We start from the raw sequence: 21,561 nt of genomic DNA, 5'->3' as shown, positions 1-21,561 counted from the left end.
CCATGGCGCACGAGAAACTCTCCATGGCCCAGGCGCTGAACCAGGCGCTGCGGGACGCGATGCGGGCCGACGACACGGTGCTGATGTTCGGCGAGGACGTCGGCGCGCTCGGCGGGGTGTTCCGGATCACCGACGGGCTGACCGCGGAGTTCGGCGAGGATCGTTGCTTCGACACCCCGTTGGCCGAGTCCGGCATCGTCGGGATGGCGGTCGGGCTGGCGATGAACGGGATGCGGCCGGTCGTCGAGATGCAGTTCGACGCGTTCGGCTACCCGGCCTTCGAGCAGGTGGTCAGCCACGTGGCGAAGATGCGGAACCGGACCCGCGGCAAGATCACGTTGCCGCTGGTGATCCGGATGCCGTACGCCGGCGGCATCGGCGGCGTCGAGCACCACTGTGACTCCTCCGAGTCGTACTACGCGCACACGCCGGGCCTGACGGTCGTTGCCCCGGCCACCGTTTCGGACGCCTACACCTTGTTGCGCAAGGCAATCGAGTTCCCGGACCCGGTGATCTTCATGGAGCCCAAGAAGCTGTACTGGGCCAAGGAAGAGGTCGACCTGAGCGTCGAAGGACCGGGGATCGGGACGGCCGTCGTACGGCGGGAAGGTGCGGACGCGACGCTGATCGCGTACGGGCCGTCGGTGCCGATCGCGATGGAGGCGGCCGAGGCGGCTGCCGCCGAGGGGCGTCAGTTGCAGGTGGTGGATCTGCGGTCGCTGGTGCCGTTCGACGACGAGACGGTGTGCGCGGCGGTTCGTAGTACCGGGCGGGCTGTCGTGGTAGCGGAAGCCAGTGGGTTTGCGAGTGTCTCGTCGGAGATTGTTGCCCGGGTCACCGAACGGTGCTTCCACTCGCTGGCGGCGCCGATCCGGCGGGTGACCGGGTTCGACATTCCGTACCCGCCGCCGAAGCTGGAGCGGCACCAACTGCCCGGTGTGGACCGGATCCTCGACGCCGTCGACAGTCTGCAGTGGGAGGACTCGTGAGCGGCACCCGGACGTTCCTGCTGCCGGATCTCGGTGAAGGGCTGACCGAGGCGGAGATCGTTCGCTGGCTGGTCGAGGTGGGTGACGTGGTCGCGGTCGACGCACCGGTCGCCGAGCTCGAGACGGCCAAGTCGATCGTCGAGGTCCCGTCGCCGTACGCCGGGGTGGTGGCCGAGCTGCACGGCTCCGAAGGCGCCACCATCGACGTCGGCAAGCCACTCATCACCATCGGCACCCTCGACCAAGCCGCCGAAACCTACCGCCAGGAAGAAAAAGCCGGCTCCGGCAACGTCCTCATCGGCTACGGCACCCCAGAATCCGCCGGATCCGGCCGCCGCCGACGCCCCCGCAGTACTACGCCGGCTAGCGCACGCCCGACTCCAGGGGCGCCGGCGCTGCAGCAGCTGCCCACGGTGGCTACTGCGAAGGACGTCGCGGGCGCCCAGCGCTCCACCGCGGCAGCTCCTCGTCCGGCTGCGCCGGCCGAGGGCACGCCTGTGCGCTCCTCCCAGCCAGCGCCATCGGCAGCCGCCGCTCATGCTGGTTCCTCGTCCGCGCCGAAGGCGCGCGCTGTGCCGTTGGTGGTTTCGCCGTTGGTTCGGCGGATGGCTAAGGATGCGGGGGTGGATCTGCGGGAGGTTGAGGGGTCTGGTGCGGGTGGGTTGATTGTCCGGCGTGACGTCGAGCAGGCTATTGCAGCTAGTTCGACGCCTTCGACGCCTTCGACGCCTTCGGTGGGTGAGCTGCTGGTGGATGTGCGGACCGGGTTGGGGGAGTTGCGGCGGGTTCCGGTGAGCGGGTTCCGGAAGGCTGTGGCGGCGACTTTGAGCCGGAGTCGGCGGGAGATTCCGGAGGCGACGACCTGGGTGGACGTGGATGCGACCGCCCTCCTCGACCTGCGGGAGTCGTTGCGGACGGCAACTGACCCCGGCCCTGGGCTCCTTGCTTTGATGGCGCGCTTTGTTGTTGCCGGGTTGAAGAAATACCCCGAGCTGAACGGGTTCGTCGACACCGAGCGCGAGGAGCTGGTGCAGTACGACGGCGTCAACCTCGGACTGGCGGCTCAGACCGAGCGCGGTCTCGTCGTACCGGCGATTGCCGACGCGCACCTGCTGACCGCGCGCGGGCTCGACGCGGAGATCCGCCGCCTGACCGCCTCAGCCCGGGACGGACGGCTGACCGCGCGCGAGTTGGCTTGTGGGTCGTTCACGTTGAACAACTACGGCAGTTTCGGCGTCGACGGCAGTGCGGCGATCATCAACCACCCGCAGGTCGCGATCCTCGGCGTCGGCCGGATCATCGACCGTCCGTGGGTCGTCGACGGTCAGCTGGCGGTCCGCAAACTGACCCAGCTGTCGCTCGTCTTCGACCACCGCGTCTGCGACGGCGGCACCGCGGCGGGCTTCCTCCGCTTCGTCGCCGACGCCTTCGAGTCGCCTGCCTCGATCCTCGCCGACGTCTGACCTTGCCGACCTCTGACCTGGCCGACCCTGACTTGGCCAGGTCAGAGGTTCAGGACAGCTGGCGAGGGCGGAGGCCGATGAGAATCGCGCGGAGGCCGGTCTGGAAGCGTGCTTCGGGACCGGCCAGGTCGTCGCGGCTGAGGTAGGCCGACAGCGTGGCGGCTCCGATTCCCAGTTGGTCGCCCGCCGCGGAAGCCCATTCGCGCTCGGCCAGCCCACTCCGGCGTACGGTCGCCATCCACGCCGCGTCGGTCACCGCCGCCCCGACGACGTAGTGGAAGACCGCCGACACCGCCGCGTCGAGATGCACGCCCTTGAAACCCGCCGCGTTGAGGATCGTCTGGATCCGCTCGGCATACGCCTGGTAGTGCGGCCCGAGCCCCGCATGACTCGCCATCAGCTGCGCCGCCCACGGATGCTCAGCCAGTACTGCGTACGCCGCGCGCGCCAGCACCGTCAGTTGGTCCCGCCAGTCGCCTTCGTCGGCCTGCACCAGCGCCTCGGCCAGCACGGTGTCGACCGCGAGCTCCAGCAGGTCGTTCTTGTTCGCCACCCGCCAGTAGAGCGCGGAAGTCGCCGCCGTCCCGAGCTCGGCGGCCATCCGCCGCATGGACAGTTTCTCCAGCCCATCGCGGTCGAGCAGCTTGATCGCGACCTCGACGATGTCGTCGCGGCTGAGCGGCGCACGCGTCTCACCCGGCTCGGTCCGCAACCAGACCGATCCGAGCACTGTCTTCTCATCCGCTTCGCGTGCCATTCGCGGAATCCTACTGATACGGCGTTCCAGCGCGAAATACGGCGTGTTAGTTGCCTCGGTCATCTGGTAGTCACCGCCAGATCAGTTGCTTGATTCCCCGTTTTCCGGCTACTCAGCGCTCTCGGAGGCATGGAAAGCGTTTCGTTATGTAAGGGGCCCGGCGTGCCGCGGCCCGATGGCTTGCATCTGCTATGGCCCGCCCACCAGAATGCCGAGGGCGTGTCCTTCGGGGATGGTCCGGTGCGAAATCGGCCGGGTCGGCTGGGCGCGCGACGACACACCGCCGGATTCCGGCCCGAACCTGGGGCGGGCCTTCCTGTCCGGTTCGGAGAATCACTCCGGTGGTCGATCATCGACAGCGCCCGTCCGGTTGGACCGGCAGGACAAATGGGGAACAGACTCGTGAATGAGCAAGTGAAGTCGGAGCGCCCCGGCGCGCTCAAGGCCTTGAGCGCACGCGGCGGAGCGCTGCTCGGCGGCGCCGGCGCGCTGGCGCTGGCCATCGGCGGCCTGACCGTGGCCTTCGCGCCCGGCGCCTCGGCCGACGGGATCGAGAAGCCCGGCAACCCGACCTGCGCCACGCTGGTGCCGGGCTCCACGCAGATCAAGTTCGACCCGCCGAACGCCGGCGCGATCACCAAGAACGGTGTCACGGTCACGATGACCGTCCGCACGCTGCTCGTCGACGACCCGGCGCACGAGGGTAACCAGACCGGCAGCACCGTCATCGACTTCGTCGCCGCCGGTGGCACTGTGCTCGGCGCGATCGTCAAGGGCGGTCCGGTCGCGAACTTCTACGACTACCGGCCGGACGGCGTCCTGCTCGGTTCTTCGCTGCACACGCCGGTGAACCCGAACAACAAGAACCTGAGGTTCTACGGCCTGAGCCACGTCAAGTTCTGCGTCGCCAAGGCGACCACGCCGACGCCGACGCCGACTCCCACGCCGACCCCCACGCCGACGGACACCCCGACGCCGACCCCGACCCCGACCCCGACCCCGACGCCGACTCCGACGGTGTCCGACACCCCGACGCCGACGCCGACGCCGACCCCGACTCCCACGCCGACGGTGTCCGACACGCCGACCCCGACGGACACGCCGACCCCGACGGACACGCCGACCGACACTCCGCCGCCGAGCGAGACGCCTTCGACGACGCCGACCGGTACGCCGACGACGGCGCCGACCGGTACGCCCAGCGCCCCGGTGGTCGTGCCTACCGAGGTCGACGCTGGTCTGTCCGGCCCGGCAGTGTCGAACACCTCCGCCGAGTCCGGTAGCAACCAGGGCATCTGGGGCGGACTCCTGCTGGCCTTCGGCGCGATCCTGCTCGCCGCAGGTGTGCTGAAGTCCCTGAAGCGTCGCGGTGTCCACGCCGCCTGACAACCCCGCTGAGCGCCGGCTCCAGGCTCGCTCCCGTTCACGCAAGTGGACGGCAGCGATCCTGGCGGTCGGCGCCGCGTTGGCCCTGTTCGGCGGATACTTGCAGTTCAGGGGTGATCCTTCGTCCGCCGAGCAGGGTCCGACCAAGACGGGTGGCCCGACTCAGCAGAGTCCGGGCGCCAGCAGTTCCCGGAGTACGGCCGCCCGGCCGACTCCCACGGTCAAGCCGTCGGCAACAGCCAGTAGCGCGCCGACGAAGACTTCCACCAAACCGGCGCCGTCGGCAACCACTACGACGACCACGACAACCCCGGCTACCCGGCCGAAGTCGGGTACGCCGGTCCGCGTTTCCGTCCCGAGTCTCGGTGTCTCCGCCCGGGTGCTCGGCATCCGCGCCCGTGGTGGCGCGTTGATTCCGCCGTCCAACCCGCGACTCGTCGGCTGGTGGTCCGACGGCGCTCGCCCCGGCGCGGCGAAGGGTTCGGCGATCATCACCGGCCACACCGTCCACAACGGTGGCGGCGCCTTCGACGATTTGGAGGAGCTGCGCGCCGGTGACGCGGTCTCCGTGACGACCGCCAAGGGCACGATTCGATACTCCGTCGTGGGCGTTGCGGTGTATCGCAAAGGCACGCTGGCCAAGCAGGCCGCGCGGTTGTTCGACCAAGGCGTGGCCGGCCGGCTGGTCCTGGTCACCTGCGAGGACTGGGACGGCACGAAGTACCTGAGCAACGCCGTCGTCATCGCCAAGCCAGTCTCCTGAACTTGCCCCCGGCAAGATCCGCCGGACCGCCCCCACTCACAAACCCCACCTGGCCGGTCATGGCCAGGCGTAGGCAGACCCGCCTTGCCCCGCGCCGGGCAGGTTTGTGAGTGGGGGCGGTCCGGGCAAGCCAATGGCCGGCCCGGGAGGGGGACCGGCCATCGGCGCTGAGTGCGGCTAGTTGTTGATCTGGGTGGTCAGGGCTGAGGCGTAGGACGCGACCTCGGCGTACACGCCCGGGTTGTTGGCGTCGGCGCAGCCGATGCCCCAGGAGACGACACCGAAGAGGCGGCCGTTGAGGACCAGCGGGCCACCGGAGTCACCCTGGCAGGAGTCCTTGCCACCGGCCTTGTAGCCGGCGCAGATCTCGCCGTTCGCGACGTAGCCGTAGCGGGAGTACACGTTGCCGCAGTACGCGTCGCCGAGGACCGGGACGGTGACCTTCTGCAGGCGGTTCGCCGGGCCGGTGCCCTCAGTCTCGCCGTACCCGTAGACGACCGGCTGAGCGCCGACGGCGTCGGCGGCGCGGCTGGTTTCCAGCGGGAGGGTCGGAACACCGGTGAACGGCGTGGCCAGGGTCAGGACGGCGACGTCGTGGCCGGCCGCCTGGCCGTACAGCGGGTCCTTCCAGATCTTGGAGATCTTCGAGGTCTTGCCGCCGGTGGTCGAGTTCAGGTTGTCGCGGCCCTGGATCGCGGTGTAGGTGCTCATCGGCTGGTTCATGCAGTGCGCGGCGGTGACGATCTTGTTCGCCTTGACCAGGGTGGCGCCGCAGTACTGGTCGACCGGGGACGACGAGCGGCTGTTGTTCAGGGCAATCATCCAGGGAACCTGGGCGGTGCCCGCGGTGGTGCCGCCGACGATGTTGGTGCCGGGCGGGGCCGTCCGGGCCTCGGCCGGCGCGAGCGCGCCGGCGGAAGCAACGGCGACAACAGCAGCGGCGAGTACCGCGCGGAACTTGAGCTTTCCGGTCATGCCTCACACTCCAGATTCATCTCGGGCCGCGGTTGGGCGGGGCGGCCGTCTGCGGAGAAGAGTTGTCCGGACACGGTGCGTAGCGCAAGCGATTGGTTGGGCACATCGGTGACGCTGCAGTCCTGTGTCACCGACTTAAGTCGACCACCCAGAGACCTCGGACCGACGAAACCCCCGCCCTGACGGCGAAAACTCAACTGCCATGACGGAAATCAACCGAGCCCAGTTCCTGACCCGAGCCGCCGCCCTAGCCCTCATGACAGCAGCCGGTACTACGTCCGCCGCCGCCGCTGGCGCGGCGGCGGCGGGGGCGGGAGGAGCAGGCGCCCCCGGAACTGCGGGCTCCGCCGCAGGCGCACCGGGCTCCGCCGCGGGCGCGGGGTCTACGCGGGGGCTCCCGGCAACAACGCCTTGACCGGGGGAGCCGGCGGCGCCGGCCGGGCAGCTTCGGGTGCTGGTTTGCAGGGCCTCGAGTTCAAGGGGGTGGCTTATGACGTGGGGACTGGTTTTATCGGGGATGACAGTCGGGTGCGGTGGGGGCGGGGGTTGATGCGGGGGGAGGTTCGGGCGATCAAGGAGCAGTTGGGGGCCAACTGGGTGAGTGTGTACGGGAGTGAAGTCGGGCGGTTGCGGGAGACGGCTGAGGAGGCGCTCAGGATCGGGTTGGCGGTTTCGCTGCAGCCGCGGGCGTTCGATCAGCCGCAGGAGGATGCGTTGGAGCAACTGCGGCAGACCGCGGTCGAGGCGGAGCGGTTGCGCGCGAAGTACCAGCCTGAAGTGATTCTGGTGATCGGCTGCGAGTTCATGTTGTTCACGCCGGGCATCGTGCCGGGGGCGAACTTCTTCGAGCGGGTCGAGTACCTGACCAAGGGCGAGTTCGACATGGCCGAGCTGCAGCGGAAGCTCAGGATCTACATCGCCAAGGCGGTCAAGGTTGCCCGCGGCAACTTCAAGGGCCGGATCACGTACGGCGCCGCGGCGGATCTGGAGCGGATCGACTGGTCGCTGTTCGACATCGTCGGCCTGGACTACTACTCCTACCACGCCGATCGCGCTGGGCACGCGAAGGAGCTGGCACCGTTCCGGCGGTGGAACAAGCCGATCATGATCCTGGAGTTCGGCTGCTGCACCTTCACCGGCGCACCGGAGCTGGGCGGGATGGGCTGGGAGATCGTCGACTACGAGAAGAATCCGCCGGAGATCAAGCCTGGCTACTTCCGCGACGAGCAGGAGCAGGCCGACCACCTCCGCCGCATGCTCGAGGTCTTCACCGAGGAGGGTTTCCTCGGCGCTTCGCCGTACACGTTCATCTCGCCCGACGCGCCACACCGCAAGCACCGCCGGTACGACGAGGACATCGCCGCCTTCAGCCTCTGCAAGGTGATCCGGCAGACCTCCTCGGACCCAGCCTCGAAGTACCGCTGGGAGCCGAAGAAGTCCTTCCACACAGTCAGCCGCTTCTACGCAACCTGCTGAAGTTGGATGGATTCGGGGGTGCTTTCCGTCCGTCGGCGGCGGTCTAGTAGGCCGGAGGTGATGGCTACGGCCAGGCCGGCTGTGGCGAGGGCGGCGCCGACCCAGTTGGGGGCGGTGTAGCCGAGGCCGTGGTTGATGGTGAGGCCGCCGAGGTAGGCGCCGACCGCGTTGCCGAGGTTGAAAGCGGCGATGTTCGCCGCGGACGCGAGCGCCGGTGCGCCGGCCGCCTTGTCCATCACGCGTTTCTGCAGCGGTGCCACGGTCGCGAAGCCGGCCGCGCCGAACAGTGCGATCGTCAGCGCCGACGACACCCGCCCGTGCGCGGTGAAGACGAAGGCCAGCAGTACGACGGCGAGCAACGCCAGGATCGCGTACAGGCTGGGCATCAGCGAGCGATCGGCTGCCTTGCCGCCGAGCAAGTTGCCGACCACCAGGCCGCCGCCGAACAGCACCAGCAACCAGGTGACAGCACCGGAGGAGAAGCCGGCCACCTCGGTCATCATCGGCGCGATGTAGGTGAAGGACGCGAACACTCCGGCGAACCCGAGCGCGGTCATCGCCAGCGCGAGCCAGACCTGCAGGTTGCGGAAGACCGCCAGTTCGCTGCGCAGCCCAGGCCCTTCGCTCACGCTCTGCCGGGGAACCAGGAACACGATGCCGAGCAATCCGATCACCCCGAGCACGGTCACCGCCCAGAAGGTGGATCGCCAGCCGAACTGCTGACCGAGCGCAGTACCACCTGGTACTCCGAAGACGTTGGCCACCGTCAGGCCGGTGAACATCAGCGCGATCGCGCTGGCCTGCTTGGCCTTCGGCACCAACGACGCGGCGACGACGGAGCCGACGCCGAAGAACGCTCCGTGCGACAGCGCCGCCACGATCCGCCCGGTCATCAGGACGCCGTACGTCGGCGCGAGCGCGGAGATCAGGTTGCCCACGATGAACACGCCCATCAGCGCGACGAGCACGGTCTTGCGGGAGATCTTGGACCCGATCGCGGTCAGCAGGGGAGCGCCGACCACGACGCCGAGGGCGTAGCCGGAGATGAGCAGACCGGCCGACGGGATGCTGACCCCGAAGTCGGTGGCGACCTCCGGCAACAGGCCCATGATGACGAACTCGGTGGTACCGATTCCGAACGCACCGATGGCCAGTGCCAACAACGCGGCAGGCATGACTGGGTTTCTCCTCGAATGTAGTCTTGTGACTGTTACCGGCGCCCGCGATAGTTGCAGACGCGGGCTATTGCATGAGCTTCATACTGCCTCATGCAAAAATATTCTTCAACCCAGGAGCTGAGGAGGAGCTGTGGGGCTACCGGATGACGCGGCCGAGGCGCGCGCCCAGGGCTGGCGGACGTTGGCCGCCCTGCACGCCCGGATCGAGGACGAGTTGGAGCGCGCGCTGCAGAAGCAGCACGGGCTGTCGGTCAGCGAGTACTCCGTGCTCGACGTACTGGCCCGCCAGGACGAGCACCACCTGCGGATGAACCAGCTCTCGAACGCAGTGGTCCTCAGCCAGTCGGCAACAACCCGCCTGGTCAACCGCCTGGAAGACCGCAAACTCCTGGAGCGCTACCTCTGCCCCACGGACCGCCGAGGCATCTACACCGAGGTCACCGAGGCCGGCCGCGCCCTGCTAGCCGAGGCCGAGCCCACGCACGACGAAGTACTGACTGCTGCCCTGCAGAAGGCCGCTGAGTACCCAGAGCTGGCTCCGCTCGTCGACGCCCTGGCCAAACTCGCACTGCCCGTCGCCGCGAAGGTCTGATACCGGGACTCAACCTTTGGCCTGCTCCGTCGTCATTCTGTTGTGAACCTGATGACAGGAGAACGTATGACGGCGGGCGCGGCACCGGGCGACCCGTCGTTCGAGGAGATCTTCCGGATCCAGGCCGGCCGCCTGGCCCGGCTGGCGCACCTGCTCGGGGCCGACGATCCGGAGGACGTCGTCCAGGAGGCGTTCTGCCGGTTCTTCGTCGTGTACCGCGACGGCCGGGTCGACAACCTGGTCGGCTACCTGAACCGGATGGTGGTCAACGAGGTCCGGACCCGGCAACGAAGGACCAAGCTCGCCGACCGGAAACGGCTGCACCTGGTCACCGCGCCACCCGCCAACGAGCAGATCGAGCGCAACGAGTCCATCCACGAGCTGGTCCGCGCGCTCCGCGACCTGCCGCCACGACAGCGGGAGGCGCTGGTACTGCGGTACTGGCTCGACCTGCCTCTCGCCGAGATCGCCGTCGCCATGGAAGTGCGGCTCGGCACCGTCAAGTCACTCGTCAGCCGTGGGGTCGCCCGGCTCGGACAGGAACTCGAGGAGCACCGATGAACGAGACGGAAACCCGCCTGACCGACGAGCTGAACCGTGAGGCCGCCGCCGTGGACGTCGATCTCGACCGCATGTGGTCAGTGGTCCAGGAGCGGACCAAGACGGCCGACAGCGAGGCCCCGGCCGCCCGGCGCCGGCGGCACCGGCTCACGCCGTACCTGGCCGCGGCCTCGGTCGCTGCCGTGATGGTGACCGTTGCCGTCGTCAACGATGGCGATCACCAACCGGCGCCCGCGGGTCAGAACCCGCCCGCTGCCACGAAGGACACCAGCACGGCTCCGGTCAGCCCGGACGAACCGGCCGGCCCGGTCGATCGACCGGTCGCCGATTGGGCCTGTCAGTACCGGACCACGATCCAGCCCGTACCGGGGGCCTTCTTCGATCCTCGCAAGGCACCGCAGGAAGCGATCGAGCGGGAGGTCCCTCGCTTTCACTTCACCCTCAGCGAAAAGACCGGCGTACTGGACTACGGCGACGCGTCCGGCCGGCGCATCTCCCGGACCGAGCTGACCAGGACCGGCGATCGATGGCGAGTCGGCGCCCGGACCGTTTGCTCCGGTGCCGGCGGGAGACCGTCCACGGATCCGGTTGCCCTTGGCAAGTACACGGGCAAGCCACTGCCGTTTGATCCCGGCACGGCCCAGGTCACGGACATCCCGGCAACCGGTACTCCGGTGCTGGTCGACGACCGGTCGTACTTCGACTGCACCGGAATGCTCCGGCAGACAACCCTCTACGCCTACCCCGCCAAGAACGGATACACCTTCGCCCGGATACCGGAGAACCCCTCCTACGACCTTTCGGTCTCCCCCGCGGACCAGCTCGGCGGCGACAGCGCGATGGTGGACTCGCGTGGGCCTGACGAGACGAACCCGTTCGGTGCCCACGCCCCCACTCTGGAGCTGATCGTCAGCTACCTGACCAAGGACCCGGATGTGACCGGGCTCAGCTCGGTCAGTGCCTCCGACGGCCGGAAGGGACCGGTGGCGAAGTTCGCCTTCCCGGGCGGCGGGACCCTCTACACGGTGGTGGCTCCGTCGAAGATCGACGGCGACACCTCGGTGACCGTCCACCGCAAGAGCGGCGACGAACCACCCCGGCGGTACTGATCCCGCGGCGATCGGTCAGGCAGCGCCAGACCGATCAGTGGCGACCGGTCAGTGGCGGGTCCGGAAGTTCGCCAGGACTTGCGGGCCCGCCGGGTCGATGACGGCGATCCGGCCGTCGAGCGTCCAGAGCGCGAGCAGCCCGTCGTGGTCGCGAAGGCACGGAGAGCCGGCCTGGTCGAGCTCGGGGTCGTCGGGCCGCCGGTTTTCCACAGGCTGTCAGGGCACCTTCGGCCAGACGTTGGTCAGTACTTCGATGAACGCGGTGGCGAGGGGGTCGGGGGTGCCGCGGGTGTAGGCGGTGAGCGGGCGAGTGGTGGGTGGATCGGTTCGTAGTACGTGGCCGTCGAAGGCGGGCGGGAGGATGTTGGCGGGGACCAGGGCTGGACCGAGTCCGGCGGCGGCCAGGGCCGGGGCGGCGGCCGTCTGCTCGATGTGGACCGCGGCTCGCGGCTCGAAGCCGGCCTTCGCACAGGCTTGGTTCAGCACGTCGGCCAGGCCGTGGCCCGGGGTGTAGTGCACCCAGCTGCGGTCGGCCAAGTCGCTGAGCCGGACGCTCGTACCTTTCGCTGCGGGATCGTCGGTGGCGACGACCACGACCAGCTCCTCCTCGCCCAGGACCTGGGTGGTGCCCGACCAGTTCACGGGCGCTGGGCCAACTGCTAGATCGGCCTGGCCTGCGCGCATGGCGTCGGCCAGCTCGTCGGTGTGCCGGTGCTCGAAGAGCCGGATGCCGACCTCAGGGTGACTCCGGCGCCACGCCTTCAGGGCGGTCGGGAGGATGCCGAGGCTGATCGAGTACAGCGTCGCGATCTGCAGCTCACCCACCTCCAGCCCGGCCGCCTGGCGCGCGGCGCAGTTGGCCCGTTCGGCGTCGGCGAGCGCGGCCCGAGCGTGCGGAAGCATCGCGCGGCCGGTCGGGGTCAGTCGTACCGCGCGCGGGAGGCGCTCCAGCAGTGGGCTGCCCGCGGATCGCTCGAGCGCGCGGATCTGGTGGGAGAGGGCCGGCTGGGTGACGTGCAGGAGCTCGGCCGCCTTGGTGAACGAGCCCAGGTCGACGACGGCGACCAGATACTCGAGCTGTCGCAGCGTCGTCATGAACGCAGCTTATGGGAAGAGTGAAAAGGATGTCTTGGACTTATCCACAGAACAACCCACAGGCTGTGGGTATGGAACAGACGAAGGTCGCGCTGGTTGTCGGCGCGCGCGGAGTGATCGGGACCAATCTGGTCGGGTACCTGGAGTCGCTGCCGGACTGGCGGGTGATCGGCCTGTCCCGGCGAGGCGGGGTGGACAGCGCCAAGGTGCGGCACGTCGGAGTCGATCTGCTCGACCCCGACGACACCCGCGCCAAGTTGACCGGGCTGACGGACGTGACGCACGTCTTCTACGTCGCCTACCAGGATCGCCCGACCTGGGCCGAGCTCGTCCCGCCCAACCTCGCCATGCTGGTGAACGTCGTCGACGCGATCGAGCCGGTTGCCCGCGGGCTGCGCCACGTCAGCCTGATGCAGGGCTACAAGGTGTACGGCGCGCATCTCGGGCCGTTCAAGACGCCCGCTCGCGAGGACGACCCGCCACACCTGCCGCCGGAGTTCAACGTCGACCAGCAGCGGTTCCTGGAGGACCGCGCGGCGGGCGCTTCGTGGGATTGGTCGGCGCTGCGGCCGTCCGTCGTCGGTGGAGTTGCCCTGGGCAACACGATGAATCTGGCGGTCGGAATCGCTGTCTACGCGTCGATCTCGAAGGCCGCGGGTGTCCCGCTGCGCTTCCCTGGCAAGCCGGGTGCTTACAACAGCCTGCTCGAAATGACCGATGCGGGATTGTTGGCGAAGGCAACCGTCTGGGCGGCGACCTCGCCGGCCGCGGCGAACCAGGCGTTCAACATCACGAACGGTGACCTGTTCCGCTGGAACGAGCTCTGGCCGAAGCTGGCCGCGTGGTTCGGGCTGGAGGTCGCGCCGCCGTTGCAGATGTCGCTGCAGACGGTGATGGCCGACAAGGAACCACTCTGGAAGCAGCTCCAGGCGACCCACGGCCTCACCGCCACGTCGTACGCCGAGGTCTCGTCGTGGCCGTTCGCCGATTTCGTGTTCGGCTGGGACTACGACTTCTTCGCGGACGGATCGAAGGCGCGGCGGGCCGGTTTCCACGAGTACGTCGACACGGAAACGATGTTCATCGGCATCTTCGAGACGCTGCGCCGCGAACGCGTCATCCCCTGATCGGTCCGCGGTGTGGCATGCTCCGGGCTGTGTCGGCTCAGGGATCAGGTCAGGGGTCAGGTCAGAGTGCGGGGCGCGTGCTGGCGTCCAACCTGCGATTGCGGCGGGACGAGCAGTCGATCTCGCTGTCCGAGCTGGCCCGGCGGTCGGGGATCGCCAAGGGCACGCTGTCGCAGCTGGAGTCGGGGGCGGGCAATCCGACGCTCGAGACGGTGTTCAGCTTGTCGAACGCTCTGGGCGTCCCGGTCTCGTCGCTGCTGAACGAACCGCCGGCTTCGGACCTGGTCCACGTGCGGTCGGCGGATGTCGAAGTACTGGCTGGTGACGCAGTGGATCTGCGGATGCTGCGGCGCCTCGAGCAGCCGGGGTCGTTGCTGGAGATCTACGACCAGCAGATCCGTCCGGGAGCGGTGCAGCACTCCGCCGGGCACCCGGGGACCGAGCATCACGTAGTACTGGCCGGGCGGTTGCGGGTCGGGGCGCAAGGGCAGCAGTTCGAGCTGAACGCCGGCGACTACCTGGCCTTCCGGGCGAACAGTGCGCACGAGTACGAGGCGCTCGGCGGGCTGGTCCGGTCGGTGCTGCTGCTGGAGTATCCGCCGGACGTCCAGCCTGCGCCGATCGACGGGCTCCACCTCAGCTGAGACCCGGCGTTGACCTGGGCGGTTGACGGACGTACGCTCGAATCGTTCATTTTACTGAACGGTCCAGTGAGAGGTCCGGATGGCTGAGGTCGACGTGGTGGTGGTGGTCGGGGCGGGGATCGTCGGTGCCGCGTGCGCCGAGGCCCTGTCGGCGGCCGGCGTCCGGGTGCTGGTGCTGGATCGCGGCGCCCCGGCGAGCGGGACCACGGCGGCCGGTGAGGGCAACATCCTCGTCTCCGACAAGGGGCCCGGGCCCGAGCTCGACCTGGCGATCGCGTCGCGCGCGGAGTGGCTCGCAGTACTGGATCGGCTGCCGGAGCGCGTCGCTGACGTGGAGTGGGAGCCGAAGGGCGGGCTGGTCGTTGCGACCGGCGAGCCTGGACCGCTGGAGGATTTCGCCGCGGCGCAACGAGGTGCTGGGGTCGATGCCCGGGTGATCAAGCCTGCGGATGCCTTTGAGTTGGAGCCATCGCTGACTCGCAACGTGACTGTTGCCGTGCACTACCCGGATGACGCCCAGCTCCAACCAGTGCTCGCGGCAACGGCTTTGCTAGCCGCAGTACGGGCCCGTGGTGGTTCGGTTCGCGGTGGTGTTACTGCTTTGTCCGTACTGCGAACCGCCGGCGGGCGGGTGGCGGGGGTGGAGACGGACGCTGGGGTTGTTGCTTGTGGGGCCGTGGTCAACGCGTGTGGGCCGTGGGCGGGGGCGTTCAGTTCGCTGGCGGGTGCGCCGATCCAGATCCTGCCGCGACGGGGGATGATCCTGGTCACCGCGCCGCTGCCGGAATGCGTTCGGCACAAGGTTTACGACGCGGATTACGTTGGTGCTGTGGGCAGTGGCGATGCGGAGCTGCAGACGTCGACGGTGGTGGAGTCGACGCGGGCCGGCACGGTCCTGATCGGGTCGAGCCGGGAGCGGATCGGGTTCGACGACGCGGTCCGGGTGAAGGTGCTGCGGGAGTTGGCGCGCAAGGCGGTTGGGCTGTTCCCGTTTCTGGGTGAGGTGCCGGTGATGCGGGCTTACGGCGGGTTCCGGCCGTATGCGCCGGATCATCTGCCGGTGATCGGGGCCGATCCGCGGGTGGAGGGACTGTGGCATGCGACTGGGCATGAAGGCGCTGGGATCGGGCTGGCTGCCTCGACCGGTCGGTTGATCACTGAGCTCTTTGTTGGACTTGAACCGCATGTTGATCCGACACCGTTTCGGGTCGATCGGCCTGCGCTGCTGGGTGCGGAGGGTGTGGCATGAGCCCGTACTTGCGGCCGGTTGAGGGGGATCCGGCTGAGCCGCGTCTTGGTGACGGCATCGCGATCACTGTTGACGGTGAGTCGGTGGAGGCGTTGCCGGGGCAGAGCGTTGCGGCGGCGCTGATGGCGAGTGGGCGGGATTCCTGGCGTACTACGCGCGGTGGTGCGCGTGCGCGGGGTGTGTTCTGCGGGATCGGATCTTGCTTCGACTGCCTGGTGGTGGTCAACGGGCTGCCGGACGTGCGGGCTTGTCAGCGGGTGGTTCGGGATGGTGATGAGGTCACTACGCAGGTTGGTGCTGAGCTGCCTCGCGGTGAGTTGTCTGGTGCTGAGCTGCCTGGAGGCGTTGGCGCGCGGGTGGCGGGCGCGGGCGGCGGCGTACGGGTCGTGCCTGTTGTGGTGGTGGGGGCTGGGCCTGCTGGGATGAGTGCGGCGGTGGCGGCGGCTGATGCCGGGAAGGCTGTGCTGCTGGTTGATGCTGCTGAGCGGGTTGGTGGGCAGTTCAATCGGCAGTTGCCTGAGGAGTTCCGGGCTGGCCGGCCGGAGAAGCTTCAGCACGACTGGAAGGCCTTTGCGCGACTCCGGGACCGGATTGCGACTGACCCTTCGATCACGCATCTGACTGGCACTAGCGTTTGGGCGCTTGAGCGGCCCGCGTCTTCGGATGGTGCGACGCGGACGCGGCTCTGGTTGCAGCAGGGCGCGGCCGATGCGGCGGGGCGGCAGGTGTCGGCGGTGGAGACTTCAGCGCTTGTGCTCGCGACCGGAGCGTATGACCGGGTGCTGCCTTTCCCTGGGTGGGATCTGCCGGGCGTTTACAGCGCGGGCGCCGCACAGGCGTTGGCGAAGGGTCAGCGGATCTCCGTCGGCAAGCGGGTTGTGGTCGCGGGTACCGGGCCGTTCCTGTTGCCGGTGGCGGAGTCGCTCGTCGGCGTCGGGGCTGAAGTGGTCGCGTTGCTCGAGGCGAGCCACCCGGCGACCGTGGCGAAGGGGTTGTTGTCTGATCCCTTGGCCGGCGCCGGGAAGTTCTCGGAGGCCGTCAGCTATGCGCGGTTGCTGGCACGCCGTCGGATCCCGCTCAAGCACGGCCGCACGGTGGTCGCCGCCCACGGAACCGACCGAGTTGAAGCTGTCACCATCGCCCGCCTCGACCGCGACTGGAAGCCGATCCCCGGTACGGAGGAGCGGATCGAGGTAGACGCCGTCTGCCTCGGCTTCGGCTTCACCGCCAACCTGGAACTAGCCGTCTCCGCCCGCTGCACCCTCACTGAGGGCCCGGACGGAGGCCCCGCAGTACAAGTAGACGACAACCAACAGACCACCACCCCCGGCATCTACGCCGCCGGCGAACTAACCGGCATAGGCGGAGCAGCCCTGGCCGCCGCCGAAGGCCACCTAGCCGGCACCGCCGCCGCCTCGTCGCCCGCACCCGTTTCAGTACGACGGGTTGTTGCTAAGGGCAAGCGGTTTGCCGGTGTGTTGGCGGCTGCTTATCCGGTGAAGGACGGGTGGGTGGGGTGGAGTGACGGGGGCACTGAGGTGTGTCGGTGTGAGGGGGTTTCCAAGGGGGAAGTGGAGGAGGCGGTTGGGGCCCGGGATGTGGGTGGGAGTCGGAGTTTGAAGTTGAGTTGCCGGGCTGGGTTGGGGATGTGTCAGGGGCGGGTTTGTGGCCGGACTGTGGCCGCGATCAGTGGAGTGCGTAGTGAGTACGGGCGGCCGGTTGCGCAGCCTGTGCGTTTGATGGATTTGGCCGCAGCGGAAATTCTGGAGGACTTGTGACTGAGAAGCTTGATGGTGTGATCGTGGCGACCGCGCTGCCGTATGCCGAGGATGCGGCTGCGCCGGCGGGGCTGCGGCCTGACTACGACCGGTACGCCGAGCACTGCCGCTGGCTGATCGAGAACGGTTGCCGCGGGGTCGGGCCGAACGGGTCGCTGGGCGAGTACTCCTCGCTTACCGATGACGAGCGGCGTCAGGTCGCGCGGACGGCGATCGAGGCTGTCGGCAACGATGGGATCGTGGTGGTCGGCGTGCACGGCGCCGGTGCGCACCAGGCGCGGTCCTGGGCGGAGAAGGCGGCGGAGGACGGAGCGCACGGAATACTGTGCCTGCCGCCGACCATGTACCGCGCCAACCGCGGCGAGGTGATCCACCACTTCACCGAGGTCGCCAAGGTCGGGCTGCCGGTGATGGTCTACAACAACCCGCACGACACCAAGGTCGACCTGACGCCCGATCTGCTCGCCGAGATCGCGGGGATCGACAACATCGTCGCGGTCAAGGAGTTCACCGGTGACGTCCGGCGCATCCTGGAGATCCGCGAGCTGGCACCGAACCTGACCGTCGTGGCCGGCGCCGACGACCTCACCCTGGAAGCGCTGCTGATGGGCGCGACCGGCTGGTTCGCCGGCTTCCCGAACGTCTTCCCGGCCGAGTCGGTCCGGCTCTACAACCTCGCCCTCGAAGGCAAGGTGCAGGAGGCACGCGCGTTGTACGAGCCGCTGGTCGCGTCGTTCCGGTGGGACTCGCGGGTCGAGTTCGTGCAGGCGATCAAGTACGGCATGGACTACGTCGGCCGGTACGGCGGCCCGTGCCGCCCGCCGCGCGGACCGCTCGTGCCCGAGCACCTGGCCCAGCTGGAGCAGGACATGAAGAAGGCAGTGGAGTCGTTGCGATGAGGTCGATCCGGACCCTGAGCGCGATCGACTCGCACACCGAGGGGATGCCGACCCGGGTGATCACCGGTGGGGTCGGCGTCATCCCCGGCGCGACGATGGCCGAGCGGCGGGAGTACTTCCTGGCCAACGACGACGACCTGCGGCTGTTCCTGATGAACGAGCCGCGCGGTCACTCGGCGATGAGCGGCGCGATCCTGCAGCCGCCGACCCGGCCGGACGCCGACTGGGGTGTGCTCTACATCGAGGTCTCCGGCTGTCTGCCGATGTGCGGGCACGGCACGATCGGGGTCGCCACCGTGCTGGTCGAGTCGGGCATGGTCACGGTGACCGAGCCGCTCACCCAGGTCCGGCTGGACACCCCGGCCGGCCTGGTCGTGGCAGATGTTGCCGTCAGCAACGGCCGGGCCGAGCACGTGACGATCCGCAACGTACCGGCGTACGCGCATGCGCTGGATGCGACGGTGAAGGTGGACGGGTTGGGCGAGGTCACCTACGACCTGGCGTACGGCGGCAACTTCTACGCGATCCTGCCGCTGGAACAGCTCGGGATCCCGTTCGACCGGTCGGAGAAGGACCGGATCCTGCGGGCGGGCCTCGACATCATGGATGCGATCAATGCCACCGACCGGCCGATCCACCCGCTGGATCCGTCGATCAACGAGTGCAAGCACGTCCAGTTCACGGCACCTGGCGAGGGTGGGGCGCACTCGCGCAATGCGATGGCGATCCATCCCGGCTGGTTCGATCGTTCGCCTTGTGGGACGGGGACCTGCGCGCGGATGGCGCAGTTGCACGCGCGCGGCGAACTCGGCCTCAACGAGGACTTCGTCAACGAGTCCTTCATCGGCACCCGCTTCACCGGCCGCCTCCTCGAGCAAACCACGGTCGGCGACCGCACGGCCGTAGTACCGACTGTCACCGGTCGCGCGTGGATCACCGGAATGGGCCAATACCTCCTCGACCCAAGCGACCCTTTCCCAACCGGCTTCGTGCTCTAGCGGAGACGGCGTCCCGAACGACAGATAGTGCACACCCGAGACGCCGTACACGAGCTCGCGGCACACGCTCAGGTGCACTGATCTCCAGCAACCACATCCTGTCGCTCGGCACACAAACCCAACTACAGAAGCCACTTCGCCAACTGCTGAGTCCGGGCAGGCAGCGGCCGGACTTGGCTGCGGTCGGATGGGCGGAGGCCCGGACCGGCGCCACTCACAAACGGGTTGTTTTCGTGCCTGGGCCGGTTCGCTCGCGGTGGAAGCGAGTGGGCTTGGTGGGGTTTGTGAGTGGGGGCGGTCCGGGGCGTTTGGTGCCTAGGGGTCACGAGCTTTGCTGTTAGTTCGCGAACCGCAGTGTTTGGCCGGGGCGGAGTTGGGCGCAAAGCGGTAGGTCTGCCGCGGTTACGTAGGCGATGACGGGGTAGCCGCCGGTGACGGGGTGGTCGGTGAGAAACAGCACGGGGAGGCCGGAAGGCGGGATCTGGAGGGCGCCGAGGGCCATGCCTTCGCTGGGGAGTTCGCCTTCGCGGAGGCGTTGCAGGGGTGCGCCTTCGAGGCGTACGCCGATTCGGTTGCTGTTGCTGCTGACGGTGTAGGTCTGGCCGAGCAGTGCGCCTCCAGGGAACCAGTCCTGCCGCGGCCCAGGAGTCACCCGTACTACGACCTCGCCCGCTGCCGGGTCGGCCACGGGAGCGAGGTCGACGCCTGGCATCGGCCCGTGCTCGCAGCCGACCGGCAACACATCATCGGCTTTCAACGGCGCTGGACCGAGCCCGGACAACAGATCGGTCGACCGCGAGCCGAGCACTGGCGGAACAGCAAAACCACCCCGTACTGCGACGTACGTCCGCAACCCGCTTCGCGGCGGACCGAGCCGCAGTACGCCGCCCGCTCGTACCGTGGACGGCGCGTTGAGCGGCACACCCGAACACGGCGCGCCGGTCACGGCAACCACCACGTCCGCCTCGGCCCGCAGAACCAACCCGCCGAACGTCACCTCGATGGCGGCCGCCCCAGACGCGTTCCCCACCAGCCGATTCGCCAACTCGTACGACCGCTGGTCACAAGCCCCAGACCGCGGCACCCCAAGCGCCGCCTGCCCAACCCGCCCCCGATCCTGAACAGTCGCCAACGGCCCCGTCTCCAGCACTGTCAGTTCCGTCATTGACTGCTCACGAAGCGGACGTGTCGGCCGGGTTGGAGGAGGGCTGCGGGGTCGCGGTTTTGATCGAAGATTTGGAGGGGTGTGTGGCCCAGGAGTTGCCAGCCGCCGGGGGATTCTCGGGGGTAGATGCCGCTGAACTCGCCGGCCAGGGCTACCGCGCCGGCGGGGACCTTGGTGCGGGGAGTCTTTCGGCGGGGGATGTCCCAGTGGCCTGCGCCGGTGAGGTAGCCGAAGCCGGGGGCGAAGCCGCAGAAGGCGACCGTCCAGTCCTCGCAGGTGTGGCGCTTGATCAGTTCGGAGACGCTGCAGCCGAGGAGTTCGGCGACGTCGCTCAGGTCCTCGCCGTCGTAGACGACCGGGATCTCGACCAGCTCGCCGCCCGCCTGCTGACGGTCGACCGGCTGTACTGCGCGCAACGCCCGGGTCAGCGCATCCAGGTCGGAGTCAGTCGTGACCAGGACGGTCCGTGCTGCCGGGACGATGTCGACGACACCGGCGGGTGGTGACGCGGACAGCGCGGCGTAGTACCCGAGGACCTCCTCGAGATCCTCGAGTTCCACCAGTACGGCGTGGTCGCCGGCGGGCAGGATGCGCATCAGCGGGCGAACGGGGTCAGTGTGACGCCCGCTCCCTCCAGTGCCTTGCGAACCTGTTGCGCGATCTCGACAGCACCTGGGGTGTCGCCGTGGACGCAGATCGAGTCCGGCGCCAGCTGTAGCGAGCCACCCGAGCTGTCCTGGATCGCCCCGCCGGTCGCCATCGCAGTACAGCGGGCCGCGATCTCCGCGCCGTCGTGCAGCACCGAGCCGGCCTCTCGCCTCGACACCAGGGTTCCCGAAGGCGTGTAGGCGCGGTCGGCGAAGGCTTCGTGCACGACGGTCAGCCCGGCTTCGGCGGCGAGCCGGAGCCAGGCCGAGCCTGGCAGACCGAGCACCGGCAAGCCGGCGTCGTAGTCGACGATCGCGCCGACCACGGCCGCCGCTTGCTCCTCGTGGGTGCCGATCGTGTTGTAGAGCGCGCCGTGCGGTTTCACGTACCGGACGCGGTCGCCCGCGATCCGGGCGAACGCGTCCAGCGCACCGAGCTGGTAGACGACCTCGTCGCGCAGTACGGCGGGTTCGACGTCGAGGAAGCGGCGGCCGAAACCGGGCTTGTCGTCGTACCCGACGTGCGCGCCGATCGCGACGCCGCGCTCGACCGCCTGGCTGGTGACCCGGCGCATGATCGAGGGGTCACCGGCGTGGAACCCGCAGGCGACGTTGGCGCTGGTGACGACATCGAGCAACGCGGTGTCGTCGCCCATCGTCCACGAGCCGAAGCCCTCACCGAGATCGGCGTTGAGATCCATCAGACCGCT

The 21,561-nt window shown here is 68.7% G+C and carries 22 protein-coding genes; 14 read left to right on the top strand and 8 right to left on the bottom strand.

The window, feature by feature from the left end:
- The first annotated feature begins 2 nt into the window (after nt 1-2).
- Together ACQPYM_RS39005 and ACQPYM_RS39000 are read left to right on the top strand one after the other, a co-directional pair.
- Nucleotides 3-989 (top strand): alpha-ketoacid dehydrogenase subunit beta, encoded by a 987-nt coding sequence (locus ACQPYM_RS39005; RefSeq protein WP_360279419.1) that lies wholly within the window; start codon nt 3-5, stop codon nt 987-989.
- A complete protein-coding gene (locus ACQPYM_RS39000) occupies nt 986-2,452 on the top strand; it encodes a dihydrolipoamide acetyltransferase family protein (protein WP_433011391.1) in 1,467 nt (488 codons plus the stop codon). The genes ACQPYM_RS39005 and ACQPYM_RS39000 overlap by 4 nt, the downstream gene beginning before the upstream one ends.
- A gap of 49 nt (nt 2,453-2,501) precedes the next feature.
- Here ACQPYM_RS39000 and ACQPYM_RS38995 read toward each other — a convergent pair whose 3' ends face one another.
- Nucleotides 2,502-3,209 (bottom strand): TetR/AcrR family transcriptional regulator, encoded by a 708-nt coding sequence (locus ACQPYM_RS38995; RefSeq protein WP_433011388.1) that lies wholly within the window; start codon nt 3,207-3,209, stop codon nt 2,502-2,504.
- 402 nt (nt 3,210-3,611) lie between these two features.
- Here ACQPYM_RS38995 and ACQPYM_RS38990 point away from each other — a divergent pair, with 402 nt between their 5' ends.
- Both ACQPYM_RS38990 and ACQPYM_RS38985 read left to right on the top strand, forming a co-directional pair.
- Nucleotides 3,612-4,595: a hypothetical protein gene (locus ACQPYM_RS38990; RefSeq protein WP_433011386.1), complete on the top strand. Its 984-nt coding sequence runs from the start codon at nt 3,612-3,614 to the stop codon at nt 4,593-4,595.
- Nucleotides 4,579-5,358 (top strand): sortase domain-containing protein, encoded by a 780-nt coding sequence (locus ACQPYM_RS38985; RefSeq protein ID WP_433011383.1) that lies wholly within the window; start codon nt 4,579-4,581, stop codon nt 5,356-5,358. The genes ACQPYM_RS38990 and ACQPYM_RS38985 overlap by 17 nt, the downstream gene beginning before the upstream one ends.
- 177 nt (nt 5,359-5,535) lie before the next feature.
- On the opposite strand, the gene ACQPYM_RS38980 is transcribed toward ACQPYM_RS38985, so the two are convergent.
- A complete protein-coding gene (locus ACQPYM_RS38980; RefSeq protein ID WP_433011380.1) occupies nt 5,536-6,333 on the bottom strand; it encodes a S1 family peptidase in 798 nt (265 codons plus the stop codon).
- A 549-nt stretch (nt 6,334-6,882) separates the two neighbouring features.
- Here ACQPYM_RS38980 and ACQPYM_RS38975 point away from each other — a divergent pair.
- Entirely contained in the window at nt 6,883-7,809 is a 927-nt protein-coding gene (locus ACQPYM_RS38975) for a hypothetical protein (RefSeq protein WP_433011377.1), read from the top strand.
- Here ACQPYM_RS38975 and ACQPYM_RS38970 read toward each other — a convergent pair.
- A complete protein-coding gene (locus ACQPYM_RS38970) occupies nt 7,794-8,984 on the bottom strand; it encodes an MFS transporter (protein ID WP_433011374.1) in 1,191 nt (396 codons plus the stop codon). The genes ACQPYM_RS38975 and ACQPYM_RS38970 overlap by 16 nt on opposite strands.
- A gap of 133 nt (nt 8,985-9,117) precedes the next feature.
- Here ACQPYM_RS38970 and ACQPYM_RS38965 point away from each other — a divergent pair, with 133 nt between their 5' ends.
- Genes ACQPYM_RS38965 through ACQPYM_RS38955 form a run of 3 tightly spaced genes read left to right on the top strand, consistent with a single transcriptional unit; the run spans nt 9,118 to nt 11,249 of the window.
- Nucleotides 9,118-9,579, top strand: coding sequence for a MarR family winged helix-turn-helix transcriptional regulator (locus ACQPYM_RS38965; protein WP_433011371.1), 462 nt, complete (start codon nt 9,118-9,120; stop codon nt 9,577-9,579).
- Nucleotides 9,580-9,630: 51 nt separating this feature from the next.
- Nucleotides 9,631-10,140, top strand: a complete 510-nt coding sequence (locus ACQPYM_RS38960) for an RNA polymerase sigma factor (protein WP_433011368.1) — start codon at nt 9,631-9,633, stop codon at nt 10,138-10,140.
- Nucleotides 10,137-11,249, top strand: coding sequence for a hypothetical protein (locus ACQPYM_RS38955; protein ID WP_433011365.1), 1,113 nt, complete (start codon nt 10,137-10,139; stop codon nt 11,247-11,249). The genes ACQPYM_RS38960 and ACQPYM_RS38955 overlap by 4 nt, the downstream gene beginning before the upstream one ends.
- A 48-nt stretch (nt 11,250-11,297) precedes the next feature.
- Here ACQPYM_RS38955 and ACQPYM_RS38950 read toward each other — a convergent pair whose 3' ends face one another.
- Both ACQPYM_RS38950 and ACQPYM_RS38945 read right to left on the bottom strand, forming a co-directional pair.
- Complete coding sequence (locus tag ACQPYM_RS38950; protein WP_433011362.1) at nt 11,298-11,459, bottom strand: hypothetical protein; 162 nt, start codon at nt 11,457-11,459, stop codon at nt 11,298-11,300.
- 6 nt (nt 11,460-11,465) lie between these two features.
- Nucleotides 11,466-12,344 carry a LysR family transcriptional regulator gene (locus tag ACQPYM_RS38945; protein ID WP_433011359.1) on the bottom strand — a complete coding sequence of 293 codons (879 nt, stop codon included), beginning with the start codon at nt 12,342-12,344 and terminating at the stop codon, nt 11,466-11,468.
- A 71-nt stretch (nt 12,345-12,415) separates the two neighbouring features.
- Between ACQPYM_RS38945 and ACQPYM_RS38940 the strand changes: the two genes are divergently transcribed.
- The 6 genes from ACQPYM_RS38940 (at nt 12,416) to ACQPYM_RS38915 (ending at nt 19,039) form a co-directional block, all read left to right on the top strand.
- A complete protein-coding gene (locus ACQPYM_RS38940) occupies nt 12,416-13,471 on the top strand; it encodes an SDR family oxidoreductase (RefSeq protein WP_433011356.1) in 1,056 nt (351 codons plus the stop codon).
- A gap of 77 nt (nt 13,472-13,548) precedes the next feature.
- On the top strand, nt 13,549-14,115 hold the full coding sequence (locus tag ACQPYM_RS38935) for a helix-turn-helix domain-containing protein (RefSeq protein ID WP_433011353.1): 567 nt from the start codon (nt 13,549-13,551) through the stop codon (nt 14,113-14,115).
- Nucleotides 14,116-14,194: 79 nt separating this feature from the next.
- Nucleotides 14,195-15,364 (top strand): NAD(P)/FAD-dependent oxidoreductase, encoded by a 1,170-nt coding sequence (locus ACQPYM_RS38930; RefSeq protein ID WP_433011351.1) that lies wholly within the window; start codon nt 14,195-14,197, stop codon nt 15,362-15,364.
- Nucleotides 15,361-17,142, top strand: a complete 1,782-nt coding sequence (locus ACQPYM_RS38925; RefSeq protein WP_433011348.1) for an FAD-dependent oxidoreductase — start codon at nt 15,361-15,363, stop codon at nt 17,140-17,142. The genes ACQPYM_RS38930 and ACQPYM_RS38925 overlap by 4 nt, the downstream gene beginning before the upstream one ends.
- Nucleotides 17,139-18,041, top strand: a complete 903-nt coding sequence (locus ACQPYM_RS38920) for a dihydrodipicolinate synthase family protein (protein ID WP_433011346.1) — start codon at nt 17,139-17,141, stop codon at nt 18,039-18,041. Before ACQPYM_RS38925 ends, ACQPYM_RS38920 begins: the two co-directional genes overlap by 4 nt.
- A complete protein-coding gene (locus ACQPYM_RS38915) occupies nt 18,038-19,039 on the top strand; it encodes a proline racemase family protein (RefSeq protein ID WP_433011343.1) in 1,002 nt (333 codons plus the stop codon). Before ACQPYM_RS38920 ends, ACQPYM_RS38915 begins: the two co-directional genes overlap by 4 nt.
- A 337-nt stretch (nt 19,040-19,376) precedes the next feature.
- Here ACQPYM_RS38915 and ACQPYM_RS38910 read toward each other — a convergent pair whose 3' ends face one another.
- From ACQPYM_RS38910 to ACQPYM_RS38900, 3 genes are read right to left on the bottom strand one after another with little or no spacing between them, the layout of a single operon-like run.
- Nucleotides 19,377-20,204 carry a biotin-dependent carboxyltransferase family protein gene (locus ACQPYM_RS38910; protein ID WP_433011340.1) on the bottom strand — a complete coding sequence of 276 codons (828 nt, stop codon included), beginning with the start codon at nt 20,202-20,204 and terminating at the stop codon, nt 19,377-19,379.
- Entirely contained in the window at nt 20,201-20,800 is a 600-nt protein-coding gene (locus ACQPYM_RS38905; RefSeq protein ID WP_433011337.1) for a 5-oxoprolinase subunit B family protein, read from the bottom strand. The genes ACQPYM_RS38910 and ACQPYM_RS38905 overlap by 4 nt, the downstream gene beginning before the upstream one ends.
- Nucleotides 20,800-21,552 (bottom strand): LamB/YcsF family protein, encoded by a 753-nt coding sequence (locus ACQPYM_RS38900; RefSeq protein WP_433011334.1) that lies wholly within the window; start codon nt 21,550-21,552, stop codon nt 20,800-20,802. The genes ACQPYM_RS38905 and ACQPYM_RS38900 overlap by 1 nt, the downstream gene beginning before the upstream one ends.
- Nucleotides 21,553-21,561: the final 9 nt, after the last annotated feature.

It is taken from the genome of Kribbella sp. CA-294648, from assembly GCF_050943845.1.
Classification (GTDB): domain Bacteria; phylum Actinomycetota; class Actinomycetes; order Propionibacteriales; family Kribbellaceae; genus Kribbella.
The sequence above is the reverse complement of the archived record's forward strand: the minus strand, read 5'-3'. Positions and strand labels throughout refer to the sequence as shown.